The 15879-nt window shown below is 68.2% G+C and carries 17 protein-coding genes; 3 read left to right on the plus strand and 14 right to left on the minus strand.

Going from position 1 to position 15879, the window contains the following annotated elements:
• The first annotated feature begins 66 nt into the window (after positions 1 to 66).
• Entirely contained in the window at positions 67 to 726 is a 660-nt protein-coding gene (locus OV208_RS23115) for a type 1 glutamine amidotransferase domain-containing protein (RefSeq protein WP_267576045.1), read from the plus strand.
• A 35-nt stretch (positions 727 to 761) separates the two neighbouring features.
• Here OV208_RS23115 and sufT read toward each other — a convergent pair whose 3' ends face one another.
• The 7 genes from sufT to OV208_RS23150 are packed head-to-tail and all read right to left on the minus strand — an operon-like array spanning position 762 to position 7078.
• A complete protein-coding gene (sufT, locus tag OV208_RS23120; RefSeq protein ID WP_267576046.1) occupies positions 762 to 1319 on the minus strand; it encodes a putative Fe-S cluster assembly protein SufT in 558 nt (185 codons plus the stop codon).
• A gap of 13 nt (positions 1320 to 1332) precedes the next feature.
• Positions 1333 to 1785, minus strand: coding sequence for a Fe-S cluster assembly sulfur transfer protein SufU (gene sufU / locus OV208_RS23125; protein ID WP_267576047.1), 453 nt, complete (start codon positions 1783 to 1785; stop codon positions 1333 to 1335).
• Positions 1782 to 3011, minus strand: coding sequence for a cysteine desulfurase (locus OV208_RS23130; RefSeq protein WP_267576048.1), 1230 nt, complete (start codon positions 3009 to 3011; stop codon positions 1782 to 1784). The genes sufU and OV208_RS23130 overlap by 4 nt, the downstream gene beginning before the upstream one ends.
• Complete coding sequence (sufD, locus tag OV208_RS23135) at positions 3008 to 4336, minus strand: Fe-S cluster assembly protein SufD (RefSeq protein WP_267576049.1); 1329 nt, start codon at positions 4334 to 4336, stop codon at positions 3008 to 3010. The genes OV208_RS23130 and sufD overlap by 4 nt, the downstream gene beginning before the upstream one ends.
• Positions 4333 to 5118, minus strand: a complete 786-nt coding sequence (sufC, locus tag OV208_RS23140; protein ID WP_267576050.1) for a Fe-S cluster assembly ATPase SufC — start codon at positions 5116 to 5118, stop codon at positions 4333 to 4335. The genes sufD and sufC overlap by 4 nt, the downstream gene beginning before the upstream one ends.
• Positions 5118 to 6557, minus strand: coding sequence for a Fe-S cluster assembly protein SufB (sufB, locus tag OV208_RS23145; RefSeq protein WP_267576051.1), 1440 nt, complete (start codon positions 6555 to 6557; stop codon positions 5118 to 5120). Before sufB ends, sufC begins: the two co-directional genes overlap by 1 nt.
• On the minus strand, positions 6554 to 7078 hold the full coding sequence (locus tag OV208_RS23150) for an SUF system Fe-S cluster assembly regulator (protein WP_267576052.1): 525 nt from the start codon (positions 7076 to 7078) through the stop codon (positions 6554 to 6556). The genes sufB and OV208_RS23150 overlap by 4 nt, the downstream gene beginning before the upstream one ends.
• A 227-nt stretch (positions 7079 to 7305) precedes the next feature.
• Here OV208_RS23150 and OV208_RS23155 point away from each other — a divergent pair, with 227 nt between their 5' ends.
• Positions 7306 to 8502 (plus strand): ABC transporter substrate-binding protein, encoded by a 1197-nt coding sequence (locus OV208_RS23155; RefSeq protein WP_267576053.1) that lies wholly within the window; start codon positions 7306 to 7308, stop codon positions 8500 to 8502.
• A gap of 59 nt (positions 8503 to 8561) precedes the next feature.
• Here OV208_RS23155 and OV208_RS23160 read toward each other — a convergent pair whose 3' ends face one another.
• The 6 genes from OV208_RS23160 to OV208_RS23185 are packed head-to-tail and all read right to left on the minus strand — an operon-like array spanning position 8562 to position 13340.
• Entirely contained in the window at positions 8562 to 8765 is a 204-nt protein-coding gene (locus OV208_RS23160) for a hypothetical protein (protein WP_267576054.1), read from the minus strand.
• Positions 8749 to 9039 carry a hypothetical protein gene (locus OV208_RS23165; protein ID WP_267576055.1) on the minus strand — a complete coding sequence of 97 codons (291 nt, stop codon included), beginning with the start codon at positions 9037 to 9039 and terminating at the stop codon, positions 8749 to 8751. Before OV208_RS23165 ends, OV208_RS23160 begins: the two co-directional genes overlap by 17 nt.
• A gap of 16 nt (positions 9040 to 9055) precedes the next feature.
• Positions 9056 to 9916, minus strand: a complete 861-nt coding sequence (locus tag OV208_RS23170) for a hypothetical protein (RefSeq protein WP_267576056.1) — start codon at positions 9914 to 9916, stop codon at positions 9056 to 9058.
• Positions 9916 to 10947: a hypothetical protein gene (locus tag OV208_RS23175; RefSeq protein WP_267576057.1), complete on the minus strand. Its 1032-nt coding sequence runs from the start codon at positions 10945 to 10947 to the stop codon at positions 9916 to 9918. The genes OV208_RS23170 and OV208_RS23175 overlap by 1 nt, the downstream gene beginning before the upstream one ends.
• Positions 10948 to 11006: 59 nt before the next feature.
• Positions 11007 to 12551: a hypothetical protein gene (locus OV208_RS23180; protein WP_267576058.1), complete on the minus strand. Its 1545-nt coding sequence runs from the start codon at positions 12549 to 12551 to the stop codon at positions 11007 to 11009.
• Positions 12552 to 12563: 12 nt separating this feature from the next.
• A complete protein-coding gene (locus tag OV208_RS23185) occupies positions 12564 to 13340 on the minus strand; it encodes a TadE/TadG family type IV pilus assembly protein (RefSeq protein ID WP_267576059.1) in 777 nt (258 codons plus the stop codon).
• Positions 13341 to 13561: 221 nt separating this feature from the next.
• Between OV208_RS23185 and OV208_RS23190 the strand changes: the two genes are divergently transcribed.
• Positions 13562 to 14260, plus strand: coding sequence for a hypothetical protein (locus OV208_RS23190; RefSeq protein WP_267576060.1), 699 nt, complete (start codon positions 13562 to 13564; stop codon positions 14258 to 14260).
• A gap of 45 nt (positions 14261 to 14305) precedes the next feature.
• Here the strand turns inward: OV208_RS23190 and OV208_RS23195 are convergent, their stop codons facing one another.
• The gene (locus tag OV208_RS23195; protein ID WP_267576061.1) at positions 14306 to 15871 is read right to left on the minus strand and encodes a DUF4388 domain-containing protein; all 1566 of its coding nucleotides are present in this window, start codon (positions 15869 to 15871) and stop codon (positions 14306 to 14308) included.
• Positions 15872 to 15879 lie beyond the last annotated feature (8 nt).

A 15879-nucleotide genomic window follows, 5' to 3' on the forward strand; every position in this document is an offset into this window, starting at 1 on the left:
ACAGGGCATGTACACCCTGCATCATTGGGCTGTCAGAGCACCACGGACATCGGGAGGGTTTGGGCAATGAGGACGCTGAAGGGGATGCGGGTGGCCGTGCTGGCGGCGGATGGCTTCGAGCAGGTGGAGCTGACGCGGCCGGTGAAGCGACTGGAGCGCGAGGGCGCCCAGGTCACCATCGTCTCCCTCCACAAAGGCCGCATCCGGGGCATGAACCTGCTGGTGCCCGGCAAGAAGGTCCGCGTGGACGCCACGCTGCGCGAGGTGAAGGCGGCGGACTTCGACGCGCTGCTGCTGCCCGGCGGATTCATGAACCCGGACTTCCTCCGGCAGAGCGCGCTGGCGCTGGACTTCGTGCGCGACGCGGACCTGTTGGACATGCCCATCGCGGTCATCTGTCACGGGCCGTGGCTGCTCGCGTCGGCGGGACTCCTGGAGGGCCGGCACGTCACGTCCTGGCCCGGCATCCGCAACGACCTGGAGAACGCGGGCGCGCACTGGACGGACGAACCCGTGGTGCGCGACGGCAACTGGGTCTCCAGCCGGGGACCGCACGACCTGCTCGCCTTCGAACACGCGCTCGTGCAGCTCTTCGCCGAACGCATGACGCCCGCCATCGCCCAGCGGGAAGTGACCGCGCCGACCTGGCCCAGGTGGGTCGCGGGCGGGCTCGCCGCCGTGGCCACACTGGGACTCGTGGCGCGGGGCCGCAAGGCGCTGGCCTGAGGCTTCAGGGCACCTGGAGCCCCCGTCTCACAATTTCACATCCAGCCGAGTTGGAGCTTCGCCACGTCCGTCATGCGGCTCTGGTCCCACTGCGGTTCCCAGACCAGCTCCACGCTGGTCTCCTTCACGCCGGGCACGGACGACACCTTCTGCCGCACGTCCTCCACCAGCACCTGGCCCATGCCGCACCCGGGCGCCGTCAGCGTCATCTCGATGGACACGCGCTGCCCGCCCTCGTCCAGCGGCGTCGCCTTGCACGTGTACACGAGCCCCAGCTCCACGATGTTCACCGGGATCTCCGGGTCATACACCGTGCGCAGTTGCTCCCAGACCTGCTCCTCGTGGAACTCTCCGGGCGTGCCTTCGGTGGCGTCTTCCGGCTTCTTCGCCTTCGCCGCGTAGTCCTCGCCCAACGCCGACGCGTTCTTCTCGTCGATGCGGAAGAGCTGGCCGTACGGATCCTGCACCGTGACGTTGCCGCCCAACGTCTGCACCACCGTCAACTCGGAGCCCGCCGGCAGCAACACCTTGTCCCCGCTGGGGATGAGCATCGCGTCCACGTCGCGCTCGATGACCGTCATCGCACCTCGCATCGCGTCCCCTCCCCTATTCCGTCGACACCGACGTGGAGCGGCCATCCAGCGCCGCGTGTAGCGTGTGCCACGCCAGGCTCGCGCACTTCACCCGGGCCGGGAACTCACTCACGCCCGACAGCACCGCCAGCTTGCCCAGCGACTCCGGATCCACCTTCTCCGGCCCTTGCGTCACCAGCGTGTGCACGCGCTCGAAGAGCGCCTCCGCCTCCGCGCGCGTCTTGTCCTTCACCGCGCCCGTCATCAGCGACGCGGAGGCCTTGGAGATGGCGCACCCCTGGCCCTGGAAGCCGATGTCGCGGATGACGTCGCCGTCCATCTTCAGCGTCACGGAGAGCTGGTCGCCGCACAGCGGGTTGTAGCCCTCCGCCGTGCACGTCGCGCCCTCCACCACCCGGAAGTTGCGCGGGCGCTTGGAGTGCTCCAGCACCACCTCTTGGTAGAGGTCCTTGAGGTCCGAACTCATGCGAACACCTCCCTCACCTTGTGCAGGCCCTTCACCAACGCATCCACGTCCTGCGGCGTGTTGTAGAGCGCCAGCGACGCGCGCACGGTCGCCGCCACCCCGAAGCGCTGCATCAGCGGCTGGGCGCAGTGGTGCCCCGTGCGGATGCAGATGCCCTCCTGATCCAGGATGGTCCCCACATCGTGCGGGTGCACGTCCTCCAGCGTGAAGGACAGCACGCCCGTCTTCTTCGGCGCCGTTCCCACCAGTTTCACCCCCGGCACCGCCGACAGCGCCTGCGTCGCGTAGGCGAGCAACCACTGGTCGTGCTGCGCGATGGCGGAGAGCCCCACGCCTTCCAGGTAGCGGATGGCCGCGGCCAGCCCCACCGCGCCCGCCATGTCCGGCGTGCCCGCCTCGAAGCGGTGCGGCACGCGGTTGTAGACGGTCTTCTCCATCGTCACGGAGAGGATCATGTCCCCGCCGCCCTGGTACGGCGGCATCGCTTCCAGCATGGCCAGCTTGCCGTACAGCACGCCGATGCCCGTGGGCCCGAAGAGCTTGTGCCCGCTGAAGGCGAAGAAGTCACAGTCCAGGTCCTGCACGTCCACCTGGAAGTGCGTCACCGACTGCGCCCCATCCACCAGCACCGGGATGTTCTTCGCGTGCGCCTTCGCCACCAGCTCCTTGATGGGATTGATGGAGCCCAGCGCGTTGGACACATGGGTAATCGCCAGCAGGCGCGTGCGCTCCGTGAGCAGCGCGTCCACCGCGTCCATCTTCAATTCGCCCCGGTCATCCACCGGAATCACGCGCAGCTTCGCGCCCGCCGCGTCGCACACCATCTGCCAGGGCACGATGTTGGAGTGGTGCTCCATGGCGGAGATGAGCACTTCATCGCCCGGGCCCACGTGCTTGCGGCCATAGGTGGCCGCCACCAGGTTGATGGCCTCCGTGGTGCCGCGCACGAAGACGATCTCCCGCGCATCCTTCGCGTTCAGGAAGCGGCGCACCGTCTCACGCGCGTCCTCATACGCCTGCGTGGAGCGCTCGGAGAGGATGTGCACGCCCCGGTGCACGTTCGCGTTGTCGTGCGTGTAGTAGCGCGTCAGCGCGTCCAGCACCGCCTGCGGCTTCTGACCGGTGGCCGCGCTGTCCAGGTACACCAGCGGACGGCCCCGCACCTCCTGCCGCAGCAGGGGGAAGTCTCCCCGCACGCGCTCCAGGTCGAATCCAGGCCCCGTCATCCCGTCACCTCCGGCCGGGCACCGCCCGGCAGCTTCGCCGACAACAAGGCCTCCACCCGCTCGCGCACCGGACCCGCCGGCACCGCGAGCACCAGCTCGCTCGCGAACGCCTGCGTCAGCATCCGCTCCGCCTCCGGCTTCGGGATGCCGCGCGAGCGCAGGTAGAACAGCGCCGTGTCGTCCAGCCGGCCCACCGCCGTGCCGTGGGCGCACTTCACGTCGTCCGCGAAGATCTCCAACTGCGGTCGCGTGTCCACCTGCGCGCCCTCCGACAGCAGGAGGTTGCGGTTCGTCTGGCTCGCGTCCGTCTTCTGCGCGTCCTCGCGCACCCGGATGCGGCCGTGGAACGTCCCGCGCGACCGGTCGTCCAATACGCCCTTGTAGAGTTCCCGGCTGGAGCAGCGGGGCACCGCGTGGTCCAGGTCGGTGCGGTTGTCCAGGTGCTGCGTGCCCCGGCCCACGAACAGGCCATTGAGCAGACACTCCCCGCCCTCACCCGCGAACAGCGCGTGCACTTCGTTGCGAGCCACCGCGCCGCCGAAGGAGAAGGCGTGCGACTGGAAGCGGCTGTCGCGCCCCTGCCGTGAATACAGCCCACCCAGGTGCAGCGCGGCGTCGCCCTCCGTCTGGAGCTTGTAGTGGTGCAGGCTGGCATTGTCGCCCAGCGACACCTCCGTCACCGCGTTGGTGAAGGTCACCTCCGTCCCCAGCCCCGCGTACGTCTCCACCAGCGTGGCTTCGCTGCCCTCGCCCGCCACCACCACGATGCGGGGGCTGGCCAGCACCGGCCCATTTCCACCGCGCGCCAGGAACAGCAACTGCACCGGCACCTCGCTCAGGGCCCGGGGCGCGAGCGTGAGCAGCGCGCCCTCCTCCAGCAGGGCGGCATTGAGCGACGTGAAGGCATTGGCCCCCAGCCGCGTGCGCTGGCCCAGCGTCCCCTCCAGCAGCTCTCCATCCTCGCGCAGCGCCTGCGACAGCGGCTTGAGCACCACGCCGCGCGGCAGGCCGGTGAGCACCGACAGCGCCGGCACGAAGCGACCGTCCACGAAGACGAGCCTCGGGCCGGGCAGGGCCAGCCGGGCCACCGCCGCCGCCACGTCCTCGCCCGCGTACACGTCCCGCGCGGGCTGGAAGGGCTGCGACGACAGCGAGGAGACGGGCGTGTACTTCCACTCCTCGTCCTTCGACGTGGGCAGGCCCCGCGCCTCGAAGTGGCGCAGGCCCTCCGCGCGCAGCGTCTTGAGCCACGCCGGGTCGTTCACGCTCCCGCGCGCCTGGAACGTCCGGGCCACCTCCAGGTAGTGCGCAAGGCCCGCGCTCATCGCCGGACCTCCTTCGCCTTGCCGGCCCCGATGCCCTCCCCACCCAGCCAGCTGTAGCCCTTCTCCTCCAGCTCCAGCGCCAGCTCGCGCCCACCCGAGCGCACGATGCGGCCCGCAGCCATCACGTGCACGTGGTCCGGCACGATGTAGTCCAGGAGTCGCTGGTAGTGGGTAATCACAACCATCGCCCGGTCCGGCGCGCGCAGCGCGTTCACGCCGCCCGCGACGACGCGCAGGGCGTCGATGTCCAGGCCCGAGTCCGTCTCATCCAGCAGCGCCAGCTTCGGCTGGAGCACCGCCATCTGGAAGATCTCGTTGCGCTTCTTCTCGCCGCCCGAAAAGCCCTCGTTCACCGAGCGGCCCATGAAGGCGCTGTCCAGCTCCACCAGCTTCGCCTTCTCCTTGGCGAGCTGCATGAAGTCCATCGCGTCCAGTTCGTCCTCGCCCTTCGCGCGGCGCCGGGCGTTGAGCGCCGTGCGCAGGAAGTGCAGGTTGCCCACGCCGGGGATCTCCACCGGGTACTGGAACGCCAGGAACACGCCCGCCTGGGCGCGCGCCTCGGGCGACAGGCCGAGCAGGTCCTCGCCATTGAAGCGCACCGAGCCCTGCGTCACCGTGTACGTCTCACGCCCCGCCAGCACGCCCGCGAGCGTGCTCTTGCCGGAGCCGTTGGGCCCCATGATGGCGTGCACCTCGCCCGGGCGGACCTCAAGATGGATGCCCTTGAGGATTTCCTTGTCACCCACGCGGGCGTGCAGGTCCTGAATGCTGAGCAACGACATCACCCCACGCTCCCTTCCAGGCTCACGCCCAACAGCTTCTGCGCTTCCACCGCGAACTCCATGGGCAGTTCCTTGAAGACCTGCCGGCAGAAGCCATTGACGATCATCGACACCGCGTCCTCCTGGGAGATGCCCCGCTGCCGGCAGTAGAAGAGCTGGTCCTCGCCAATCTTCGACGTGGAAGCCTCGTGCTCCACCTGCGCGGTCGAGTTCTTCACCTCGATGTACGGCAGCGTGTGGGCGCCGCACTTGTCACCGAGCAGCAGGGAATCGCATTGCGTGTGATTGCGCGCGTTCGCCGCGCTCTTGAGAATCTTCACCTGCCCCCGGTACGTGTTCTGACCACGTCCGGCGGAGATGCCCTTGGACACGATGGTGGAGCGGGTGTTCTTCCCGATGTGCACCATCTTCGTGCCCGTGTCCGCCTGCTGCCGGTGGTTGGTGAGCGCCACCGAGTAGAACTCGCCCACCGAGTCATCCCCCTTGAGGATGACGCTGGGGTACTTCCAGGTGATGGCCGAACCCGTCTCCACCTGGGTCCACGAAATCTTGGAGCCCTTGTGCGCGATGCCGCGCTTGGTGACGAAGTTGTAGATGCCGCCCTTGCCCTCGGCATCGCCCGGGTACCAGTTCTGCACCGTGCTGTACTTGATGGACGCGCCGTCCAGCGCCACCAGCTCCACCACCGCGGCGTGCAGCTGGTTGGTGTCGCGCATGGGCGCGGTGCAGCCCTCCAGGTAGCTCACGGAGGCGCCCTCATCCGCGATGAGCAGCGTGCGTTCGAACTGGCCCGTGTCCGCCGCGTTGATGCGGAAGTACGTGGACAGCTCCATGGGGCACTTCACGCCCTTGGGCACGTAGCAGAACGAGCCGTCGCTGAAGACCGCGGAGTTGAGCGCCGCGAAGAAGTTGTCGGAGAACGGCACCACCGTGCCCAGGTAGCGCTCCACCAGCTCCGGGTGCTCCTTCACCGCGTCGGAGAACGAGCAGAAGATGACGCCCGCCCTGTAGAGCTTCTCGCGGAACGTCGTGGCCACCGACACGGAGTCGAACACCGCGTCCACCGCCACGTTCTGCAGCCGCTTCTGCTCCTCCAGCGGGATGCCCAGCTTCTCGTAGGTGCGGAGGATCTCCGGATCCACCTGCGACAGGCTGTCCTTCAGCGGCTTCTGCTTCGGCGCCGAGTAGTAGCGGATGGCCTGGTAGTCGATGGGGTTGTACTTCACCGCCTGCCACGTGGGCTCGCGCAGGGTGAGCCAGTGCCGGTACGCCTTCAGGCGCCAGTCGAGCATGAACGCGGGCTCGTTCTTCTTGCGCGACAGCACGCGGATGACGTCCTCGTCCAGGCCGGGCGGCAGCGTGTCCGACTCCACCTGCGTGACGAAGCCCGCCTGATAGCCCTTCCGGGTGAGTTCCTGGATGGTTTCGGTGCTGCTCATGACCGGACTCCCGTCGCGGAAGGAGGAGGAAGGGCGCTGTTCGCGGCGCGGCTTATGCCCGCAGCGCTCGTTGGCAGGCCCAGGCCCACCAGCCGCTCCGGCATGCGCGGCACGGGCGCGCGCAGGTCCGCCAGCGTCAGCTTCCCCAGCGCCTCCTGGATGGCTTGATTGATGAGCCGCCAGTGGCCCCGCACCTGGCAGACGGACTCCAGCTCACAGGGCGTGGCGGGTGCGGTGTGCTGGCCGCATTCGGTGAGGGCCACCGGGCCCTCCAGCGCTGTGACGAGCTCCGCCAGCGAGATGGCCTCCGCGGGCCGCGCCAGGCCGTAGCCTCCATTCGCGCCCCGGTGCGACACCACCAGCCCCGCCTGCAAGAGGCCCTTGAGCACCTTGCTCGCGGAAGGAAGGGAGACACGCGTGCGTGCCGCCAGCTCTCGCGTGGTCCGGGTGTCCCCGTCCGCGCGCGCCAGTTCGGCCATCAGCACGATGCCGTAGTCGGTCATCTTGCTCATCCGGAGCATGAGTGGGGTCTCTCCTGTGCCTGCCGTGGCGTCGCGGGCCCGATGCCCGACGGCCTCTTACGTAATGTGGACCTATTCAGTCCACATTCAAATCAAGGCTGTCCGCCTGTCCCTGCCGGGAGGGCCGCCAGGGTAGGGAGCGCACCGCGACGCCCGGTGCGGGTTCGCTGGCCACCACCGCTCAAGCTAGGGTGCGGCCGTCCGCTTTCCGGTCGAGGAGCCCCCTGATGCGCCGTCCCCTGCCCCTCCTGCTCACCGCGCTGGTCCTGGCCCTGGTGGGCTGTGAGAAGAAGTCCGCTGCTCCCGCGCCTGCCCCCGCGTCGCAGGACGCGAAGGCCACCGCCGCCCCGCCGGGTCCTCCGCCCGAGGGGAGCATCCTCATTGGCGAGGTGGGCAGCCTCACCGGCTCCGAGGCCACCTTCGGCATCTCCGCGCGCAACGGCATCGACCTGGCGCTGCAGGAGGCCAACGCCTCGGGTGGCGTGAGGGGCCAGAAGCTGGTGGTGCGCGTCTACGACAGCCAGGGCCGTCCGGAGGAAGGCGCCCAGGCCGCCACGCGGCTCATCGCGCAGGACAAGGTGGTGGCGCTCCTGGGCGAGGCCGCGTCCTCCGTGTCCATGGCCATGGCGGACAAGGCGCAGGCCGGGCGCGTGCCCATGATCACCCCCACGTCCACCAGCCCCGAGGTGACGAAGAAGGGCGACTACATCTTCCGCGTCTGCTTCATCGACCCGTTCCAGGGACTGGTGATGGCGAAGTTCGCGCGGGAGAACCTGAAGCTGTCCAAGGTGGCGATGCTCGTGGACAACAAGAGCGCCTTCTCCGTGGGACTGGCGGAGGTGTTCAACGAGAAGTTCAAGGCGTTCGGCGGAGAGGTGCTCACCCAGGAGAGCTACTCCAAGGGCGACACCGACTTCCGCGCGCAGCTGACCGCCATCAAGAACCGCAAGCCGGAGGCCGTGTTCGTGCCCGGCTACTACACCGACGTGGGCATCATCGCGCGGCAGGCGCGCGAGGTGGGCCTGCGCGTGCCGCTCTTGGGCGGTGACGGGTGGGACTCCGACAAGCTCTTCGAGTTGGGCGGATCCGCGCTGGACGGCAGCTACTTCTCCAACCACTACTCGCCGGACAACCCGGACCCCATCGTCCAGAACTTCCTCAAGAAGTACAAAGGCGCCTACGGCGCGGTGCCGGACAGCGTGGCGGTGCTGGCGTACGACGCCGCACGGCTGCTGGTGGATGCGATGAAGCGCGCGCCGGACACCTCCGGGCCCGCCATCCGCGACGCCATCGCCGCGACGAAGGACTTTCCGGGGGTCGCGGGCACCATCAACCTGGACGCCAACCGCGACGCGGTGAAGCAGGCCGTGGTGATGAAGGTTGAAGGCGGCAAGGCGGTGTTCGTCACCACCGTGAAGCCCTGACGTCGCGCCATCCATCCCCCGGGCCGTGAGGGCCCGGGGTCCCGCCCCACCTCAACGGCTCAGGGGATGGGGGACTGGATGACGTAGTAGATGGAGTGGAAGTACCGGTGCAGGCCGTCCAGCAGACCCACGAGGAACGGCCAGCCCAGCACGGTGAAGCCCAGGAGCGCGCCCGACACGACGGCGTACTCGGACATCGCCTGGCCGCGCGGGTGCAGCAGGCGCGCGGCCCTCCGCCTCGAAGCCCTACTCCTCTTCGTCATGGGCAGCCTCCTTCTGGGTGGACGGCGTCGACCGGCTGGCCGGCCGGCCTTCGTTCTTGCACTCATCCATGCAGCTGTTCTTCTCTTCGGTACAGGCCGTGGTGCACTTTCCCACGACGGAGCCCGCGTGCTTGGTGCAGATGTCCTTGCACTGCTTGGCGTCCTGGTCGCACGACCTGTAACAGGCGGGAGAGCTTGCGAACGCAGGGGTTCCCACCGTCGCGAAGGTCACCAGCGCCCAGAGTCCCATTCCCGTCATCCGCCGCATCTTCATGTCTCCTCGCGCCCGCTCAGGGCGCTGACTTCAGCCGCCGCATCACCGACAAGTTGAATTCCACCACGCCCTCGGACGAGGACTGCTTCAGCAAGGCCTGTCCGTTCAGGCCATCATGCCCCACCTCGAAGCCCAGGGCATTGGGCCCGGCCTCGGAGGACGGGCCTGCTTCCCAGCCCTTCGCAGCCATCGCCCTGCGCCAGTCCGCCTCCACCTCCGCCATGCTGCCCGTGGGGGATTCACCGGCCACCAGGAACTGGGTCACGCCCTCCAGTTGGAGCGTTATGACCTGGGGCTTGTCAGCACCCGCCGGCAGGGGCACCCACCGGGGCGGCGCGGACTGGCTCTCCAGGGCCTTGGCCACCTCGCCCGCGGAGACGAACACCAGCGTTTCGCCGCCCTGGTACAGCACGGAGACCATCCGCATCTCCTTGGTGGCGGGACTCCAGTAGCCCACGTAGCCGCCGTAGGCGCTGAACTCGTGCCCCAGCACCGGCAGCCCCGCGTCGCGCAGCACCTGCCGGTAGTGCAGGAGCACCTTCTGCGGCGGGTCCTGCGTGGAGAACCACGCCACCGCGATGGGCACGTCCGGGCCCAGGTAGTCCGCGGCGAGCGCCTCCGGACGGCTGGAGGCATTCGGGTAGGGCGGGAAGTGCACCAGCGCGCGGGCGAGGATGGCCTCGTCCGCCGCGGAGCGCCTGCCGCTGGGAGGAGGCTGGGCCAGCTCCAGGTCGGCCTTCGCCTGCACCTTCTCCAGCGGCGTGGGGGCGTCACGGTAGATGACGCCCTCCAGCGCGGCTCCCATCAATCCGCCCAACACCGCGAGGCACAGCAGCCCCCCGACGATGCGGGCCACCCACGACGAACGCTCCGACATCAGCAGCTTTCAGGCTGCTTGCAGCCCATATAGGAGACGCCCCGGTTCCCGTAGCTCTGCTGGGGGTTGTTCTTGTCCCAGTCGCGCCATTCGCTGTTGTAGAAGTACCGGCTCTGCCCCGCCTGCTCGACCTTCTGGCTGGGGGTCTGCATGCCGTTGGTGAACGGCTTGATGGAGACGTTGGGCGACCTGGGGTTGTCCGCCTTGATGGGCGAGTCCGCGTCGCTCGCCATCATGGTGGCCACCTGGATGGGGCTCAGCAGCTGCTTGCTGATGGCCTGGCCGAAGAACTGGGTCGTGGACAACAGCAGCATCGGGTAACCGAGGTTGGCGGTGTCCTGGTAGACGCTCTTCACCTCCGCGTAGAAGTGCTCGCCGCCCGTGCCAGAACCGCTCTTGTCGCCCGGCTCGATGGTCACGTCGTCGTTGATGGCCCACGTGTCCGTGAGGATGGACATCTGCTCGGTGGGCATCAGGTAGGTCTTCGTCCCCCCCGTGTCACCACCGGCGTTGCTGTGGACGCCGTCCGCCTCCGACTGCTGCTCCTTGGCCAGGTCCACGTCGGAGAACTCCGGGAACAACGTCTGCGGCAGCATGTAGTTCTGCACGCCGATGCGGGCCGAGCAGCGGATGAGGCCGCCGTGGTTGAACTCGTCGAAGTAGCTGCTGTGGATGGGAACGCCCAGGCTGCCGACGTCCTTGTCCGGCCCCTGGCACTCCACCTGCTGGGCCCCGGTGTTGAGCCAGCACGGGTGCGACGTGAGGGCGGCGTGCTGGTGGTGCGTCTCACCCTGGCAGTCGAAGGCCACGTTGTCGTAGCTGTCCACGCCGGACTCGTGGTCGCAATACATCTGGCGCGCGAAGCCCTGGACCTGGCTGAAGCCGCCGTACTCGCCGCCTTCCTTCTCAGCCCAGTTCTGGATGGTGTAATCCCAGACGGTGGCCACCGCGGCCTCCTGGGCATCCAGCGCGTAGCGCAGGAGGTCATCCAGGAAGAGCGCGTAGAGGAACACCGGGATGAAGACCAGCATGCTCAGCGCCATCTCCACGGAGGCGGCACCGCGAGAGGCGTGACGGCGAAGAGAAGGGCTCACAGGCTCAGCTCCGGGGTGGCGGCGAGTTGGGCGGAATCAGCGCTGCCGGCGGCACCCAGCACCGTGGCCGCTTCCTGCGCGGTGAAGGGATGCAGCTTCGCCCGCCAGAACGGGCTGAAGAGATTGGGCGCCTCGCGCCAGCCGTTGGCGCCCAGGCGGTGGTAGTAGACCAGCGCCTTGGACAGCGCGGCGCCCTCGTCCGCCGCGAGCGTCAGCTTCGCGGTGCCCTGCTCGCCATGCGTGAAGCTGAGCGTGGCGGAGCTGTTGAGTTCCCAGGGCGCCTGGCTGGCGTTGCCCGAGCGCAGCGAGCGCGTGACGTAGCTGTAGGAGCGGGGCTGACCGAAGTCCTTGTCCGCCTGCGAGTTGCCCCGGAACTTCATGAAGCAGTTGCCGGTCAGGACGCAGCCCAGGCCCGTCTTCGTGGCGATGCCGTCAAACTCCCCGTGTTTGCCGGAGTGCGCCTGCTTGGGGTTGTGGCCACCGCCGTTGGAGTCGCTCCAGATCTCCGCGTCGAAGGGCATGTAGGGCGCGATGCCGTCCTTCCACTGGTTGAACATGGCGCCGCCCTCGTCGCGGGAGACCACGGTGCTGCCCTTGGTGCCCACCTGTCCGGGCGGGGCCCAGTCACCCTTCTTGGCGCCGACACCGGCGGAGCCCTTCATCGTGGGCAGGGGCAGGTGCAGGCCCTCGCCGGGGATGTCGTTCATCAGCTCGTTGAGGAAGCTGGGGTGCAGGTAGTAGGGCGCGGGGATGCCGCCCGCGTCACGGTTGGCCGTCCACCCGGGACGGCTGGCGTTGGCGATGTCCGTCATCGTCTTCGAGTGGGCGATGGCCGCCGAGTTCGAGCCGCCGCCCATGCACGGCAGACCGTCCACCGCGCAGTTGAACTCGTTGGCGTTGAGTCCGCCCACGCCCCCGGCCACGGTCGACGCGCCCTTGGAGTTCCACTCGGTCAGCTTGTCCAGACCGCTGCCGCTGCCGTTCTGGACGGCCAGCGCCGTCTTGGCATGCGCGGCCATCTGCGAGGCGTGGACCGACTCCACGATGGTGTCCAGGGACTTGATGGTCTGGTTGAAGCTGTCCTCCACGTCCTTGATGTCGCTGGCGTAGCTGTTCGCCTTCTTCGAATACTTGTTCGCGACCTTCAGCGCCTGGATGCCGTGGATGCAGTGCTTGATGCACGTCCAGCAGGCGCACTGCGCGAACTCCATCGCCATGATGATGTAGAAGTTCGTCTGGGACGCCTTCAACATCTCACGGGTGAGGCTGGCCGTGGACATGTACGCGTGCATGCTGGCCATCGCCACGTAGGAGGCGGCGATGGAGCGGTTGCTGACCGCGTAGTAGTTGAGGGCGCGAGCCTCCATCACGGCCATGGAGTAGGCCATGGTGTCGCTGTGCTGCTGGAGGCCCATCTTGTTGCGCAAGGCGTGGGTGAGGTTGAAGCTCAACGTCACCATCAGGGCCAGCGTCAGGAAGGACAGGCAGGCCAGCACCATTGCTTGGCCACGGGAGCGGCGGCGGCGCGAGATTTCAGGCATTGGCTACTCCGGTTACTGCAGGGTGTCGAAGTTGAAGACGCACTCGTTCGAAGCCGGCAGGGGGTTGGCGCCCAGGTAGAAGTTGGACTGCATGCGCATGGTGTAGGTCGCGCGGATGGGAAGGATGTAGGTCGAGTTCTGGGCCGCGGCGTCGTACTGGGCCGCGCTCCCCAGCATCTCCCGGTCCCCGACGTACTCCGTCTTGTCCTTGCCGTTGCCCAGGCGCAGGACGGGGGGCATCTTCTTGGCGCGGGCGATGTTGTAGATGACCATGTCCGCGAACGGGATGGGCAGCCGGTAGTTGAACGTCACCTGGATGCGCAGCTTGGAGCGCTGGCTCTGGCCCCAGTTGCCGGTGGAGGTGATCTGCGACGGGTTGTCGAAGTCCAGCTCGCCGGAGGTCGCGCTGATATCCTCGCGTGTGGGGCCGCAGATCTTGACGTCCGCGTACTTCAGGCCGCCCGCGTCCATCATCTTGTTCTTGGACGCCCAGACGTACTTCATCTGGAAGTCGGTCGCGCTCTCGATGGCCTTGATGGTTTCACCGCCGCCACCCGTGGAGCTGCTGATGAGGGGCAGGAGCACCGCGATCGCCGCGCTCTCCATCTTCTTCACATTGGCGTTGTGCAGCGCCCCGGCGCGCACGGCCTTGTAGGCGGCGTACTTCGTCATCAGCCGCGCCTGGTGCATCATCCCGAGCTGGAGTGTTCCCAGGATCAGGAACACGAACATCGGCAGCACGATGGCCGTCTCGACCGCCACCTGCCCGGATTCGCGTCTGTCCCGCATGAAAGACCCCTGGGTGCGCATGAAGTGGGAGTCTTACCGACTCTCCTGAATGATCGCTACCTTGCCCCCACGGACCGTCCGGCGGAATCCGCCAAGTGGACGGGGAGGGGTACCCCAAACCACGCTGGCGGACATCCCGCCCCGGGTGCCGCCAGGGGGAACTTGACGGGTGTCCCTCCTCATGCTTGGCAGGCAAAAGGACCCTTCATGCAAGGAGCAGGATGATGAACTGGCACAAGGCACGGCTGGCGGGGTTGGTGGCGACGGTGCTGATGGCGGCGTGCAGCGGCTGCGGGGACGAAGACGGAGAGACTCCCGACGATGAGGATCCCACCGAGCAGACCGACCGCCCGGGGTTCGCCAACAGCGACAAGGAGCCGGAAGGCCTTCCCTTCAACCTGCCTGCGGGCATCGAGCTGACGGACCCCATCAAGGGGTTCAACCCGTTCGACCCGGACGGCAGCTGCAAGCGCGAAGAGGATGAGAAGGCGCTGGCTCCGCGGGGCAGCGGGGACCTCATCCGGCTGTGCATGGAGTTCCGCAACACCACCAACGGGCCCATCAACATCGAGCTGCCGCCGGGCCTCATCTTCGTGTCGTCGAGCCAGAAGGTGCAGCACGGCATGCTGGTGCAGGGGCTCACCATCGAGGTGCCTTCCGACCAGTACATGGTCGCGCCCATCAAGGGCTACTGCCTCAACGACACCCGTTCGGGCAACGCCCCCACCGACCTGTTCAAGAAGGGGCCCGTCACCCAGTACAGCGACTTCAAGGAGCTCTTCGCCCTGTTGGCGAGCAAGCAGCTGCCCGTGACGGGCGGCGCGGTGGCCCAGATCCAGAGCATCGTGTGGAACCTGACCCACGAAAAGGCGCTGACCCAGGCGGAGCGGGACTTCATCGCGGCGCTGCCGAACAAGTAGTCCCCGAGGGTGAGGGGGAGCCTGTCGCCTATCGCGCGGCCCCCTTCACCGCTTCCGGGCGATGTCCTGGATGAGCGCCACGTAGCGGCGCTGCTGGGGGTTCAACTTGAAGGCCTTGCGCAGCGCGTCCTCCGCGAGCGCCCACTGGCCCTCGCCCCGGGCCACGTCTCCCAGGAAGGCCCAGCCCTCCTCCAGCCCGGGCTCCTGGCGCACCAGCTCCTGGAGCTCCTGGAGCACGAGCCGGCCGTGGGCCTCCGGCTTCATCAGGTAGCGCGCCCAGGCGCGGTGGGCCTGGTAGAGCGGCCGGGGGTCGATGTCGCAGGCGTACTCGAAGTATTCGAAGGCGCCCGCGAAGTTGCGCGCCTCCAGGCGCCGCTTCGCTTCGTCGAACTGGGTGGTGGCGTCCAGCAGGTCGGTGCGGATGCGGAACTGTTCGGCCGCCGTGGGCCGGCCGGTGCCCCGAGCCTTCTCCCGCTGGGCCTGCCGGCGCTTCTTCCACAGCGCGTTCTGCTCCGGCTCCGACAGCGCGCCGTAGGCCCGGGCATAGGCGGCGAGCAGCCCTTCCGCCTTCTCCTTCAGCTCCGACGTCTGGAAGCGCAGCGGGGCGAACCGGTCCGCGGCGGCGAGGAACGCCTTGCGCAGCGCCACCGGCTGCACGTCCTCCGGCACGTCCAGGAGCGCGAAAGGGTCCTGGCTCCGGTGGGAGAGGAACGCGCCCACCAGCGCGTTGCGCGCGGCATCGTCGTCATCCGAGAAGGGCGTGCCGGTGGCGGACATCGCGGCGGAGGCCACGGCGGGCACGGGCGCGGAGGCCACGGCGGGGCTCACCGGCGCTGGGGTGGCCACTGGAGGGGCCTTCGCGGCGAGCTCCGCGGCCCTCAGGTCCACGTCCTCCACGAAGCCCGCCACGCCCAGCAGGCACAGCGCGTAGAGGCGGCGCAGCACGGACTCCATGTCGAAGCCGGTGCGCTCCAGCAGTTCGTTGAAGGTGGGCCGCTGGCGCAGGGCCTGGAAGAGGCGCGCGTCCTTGGATGACAGCTTGGGCGCGGACTCCACGCCGGGCAGCTGTCCGAAGCGGCGGTCGTCGGTGAAGGTGAAGTGCGTGGCGACGGCGTCGAAGGGCAGCTGGGTGGAGACGCCGGTGAGGATGAGCTGCGCGCTGTTGGCGCGCACGGTGGCGTCTGGAGTCTCCACGTCGGAGATGAGCCGGTAGCGCGCGTCCGTCCAGCGGAAGCAGTCCAGCAGCTTGTGCGCCAGGTTCGCCTGCAGTTGCTTGTAGAGGTCGAAGGGGCTGATGAGCGCCTTCTGCACGAGCAGCGCGCCCATCTGCATGCCGGAGGACACGCTCTCCGCCAGGGCCTTCTGGTAGTCGCCTTCCGCCAGGCGGCCCTTCTCCACCAGGTACTTGCCCAGCGTCTCGTGCAGGAGGTTGGAGTGGCACGCCACCGGCGCGCCGTCCTCGAAGGTGATGCGCTTCTCGCGCTGACGCACCTTGAGCTCCAGCGTGCAGGTGCGCTCCTCCACCATCAGCGCGTGCAGGAGCAGCGGGAAGGGCGTGTCCGCCAGCGTTCCCTCCCGCTGGCGCAGCACCTGGGACGGCAGGGGGAACATGCGCGGAG

This window comes from Corallococcus sp. bb12-1 (assembly GCF_026626765.1).
GTDB classification, from domain to species: Bacteria; Myxococcota; Myxococcia; order Myxococcales; family Myxococcaceae; genus Corallococcus; species Corallococcus terminator.

What these genes read in the sequence shown, in the direction of transcription:
- OV208_RS23190 (WP_267576060.1), top strand. Translation starts at nt 13,562, where the DNA reads ATGATGAACTGGCACAAGGCACGGCTGGCGGGGTTGGTGGCGACGGTG.
- OV208_RS23170 (WP_267576056.1), bottom strand. Translation starts at nt 9,916, where the DNA reads ATGTCGGAGCGTTCGTCGTGGGTGGCCCGCATCGTCGGGGGGCTGCTG.
- OV208_RS23115 (WP_267576045.1), top strand. Translation starts at nt 67, where the DNA reads ATGAGGACGCTGAAGGGGATGCGGGTGGCCGTGCTGGCGGCGGATGGC.
- OV208_RS23175 (WP_267576057.1), bottom strand. Translation starts at nt 10,947, where the DNA reads ATGCTGGTCTTCATCCCGGTGTTCCTCTACGCGCTCTTCCTGGATGAC.
- OV208_RS23165 (WP_267576055.1), bottom strand. Translation starts at nt 9,039, where the DNA reads ATGAAGATGCGGCGGATGACGGGAATGGGACTCTGGGCGCTGGTGACC.
- sufB (WP_267576051.1), bottom strand. Translation starts at nt 6,557, where the DNA reads ATGAGCAGCACCGAAACCATCCAGGAACTCACCCGGAAGGGCTATCAG.
- OV208_RS23130 (WP_267576048.1), bottom strand. Translation starts at nt 3,011, where the DNA reads ATGACGGGGCCTGGATTCGACCTGGAGCGCGTGCGGGGAGACTTCCCC.
- OV208_RS23185 (WP_267576059.1), bottom strand. Translation starts at nt 13,340, where the DNA reads ATGCGGGACAGACGCGAATCCGGGCAGGTGGCGGTCGAGACGGCCATC.
- OV208_RS23150 (WP_267576052.1), bottom strand. Translation starts at nt 7,078, where the DNA reads ATGCTCCGGATGAGCAAGATGACCGACTACGGCATCGTGCTGATGGCC.
- sufD (WP_267576049.1), bottom strand. Translation starts at nt 4,336, where the DNA reads ATGAGCGCGGGCCTTGCGCACTACCTGGAGGTGGCCCGGACGTTCCAG.
- sufT (WP_267576046.1), bottom strand. Translation starts at nt 1,319, where the DNA reads ATGCGAGGTGCGATGACGGTCATCGAGCGCGACGTGGACGCGATGCTC.
- OV208_RS23180 (WP_267576058.1), bottom strand. Translation starts at nt 12,551, where the DNA reads ATGCCTGAAATCTCGCGCCGCCGCCGCTCCCGTGGCCAAGCAATGGTG.
- OV208_RS23195 (WP_267576061.1), bottom strand. Translation starts at nt 15,871, where the DNA reads ATGTTCCCCCTGCCGTCCCAGGTGCTGCGCCAGCGGGAGGGAACGCTG.
- OV208_RS23160 (WP_267576054.1), bottom strand. Translation starts at nt 8,765, where the DNA reads ATGACGAAGAGGAGTAGGGCTTCGAGGCGGAGGGCCGCGCGCCTGCTG.
- OV208_RS23155 (WP_267576053.1), top strand. Translation starts at nt 7,306, where the DNA reads ATGCGCCGTCCCCTGCCCCTCCTGCTCACCGCGCTGGTCCTGGCCCTG.
- sufC (WP_267576050.1), bottom strand. Translation starts at nt 5,118, where the DNA reads ATGTCGTTGCTCAGCATTCAGGACCTGCACGCCCGCGTGGGTGACAAG.
- sufU (WP_267576047.1), bottom strand. Translation starts at nt 1,785, where the DNA reads ATGAGTTCGGACCTCAAGGACCTCTACCAAGAGGTGGTGCTGGAGCAC.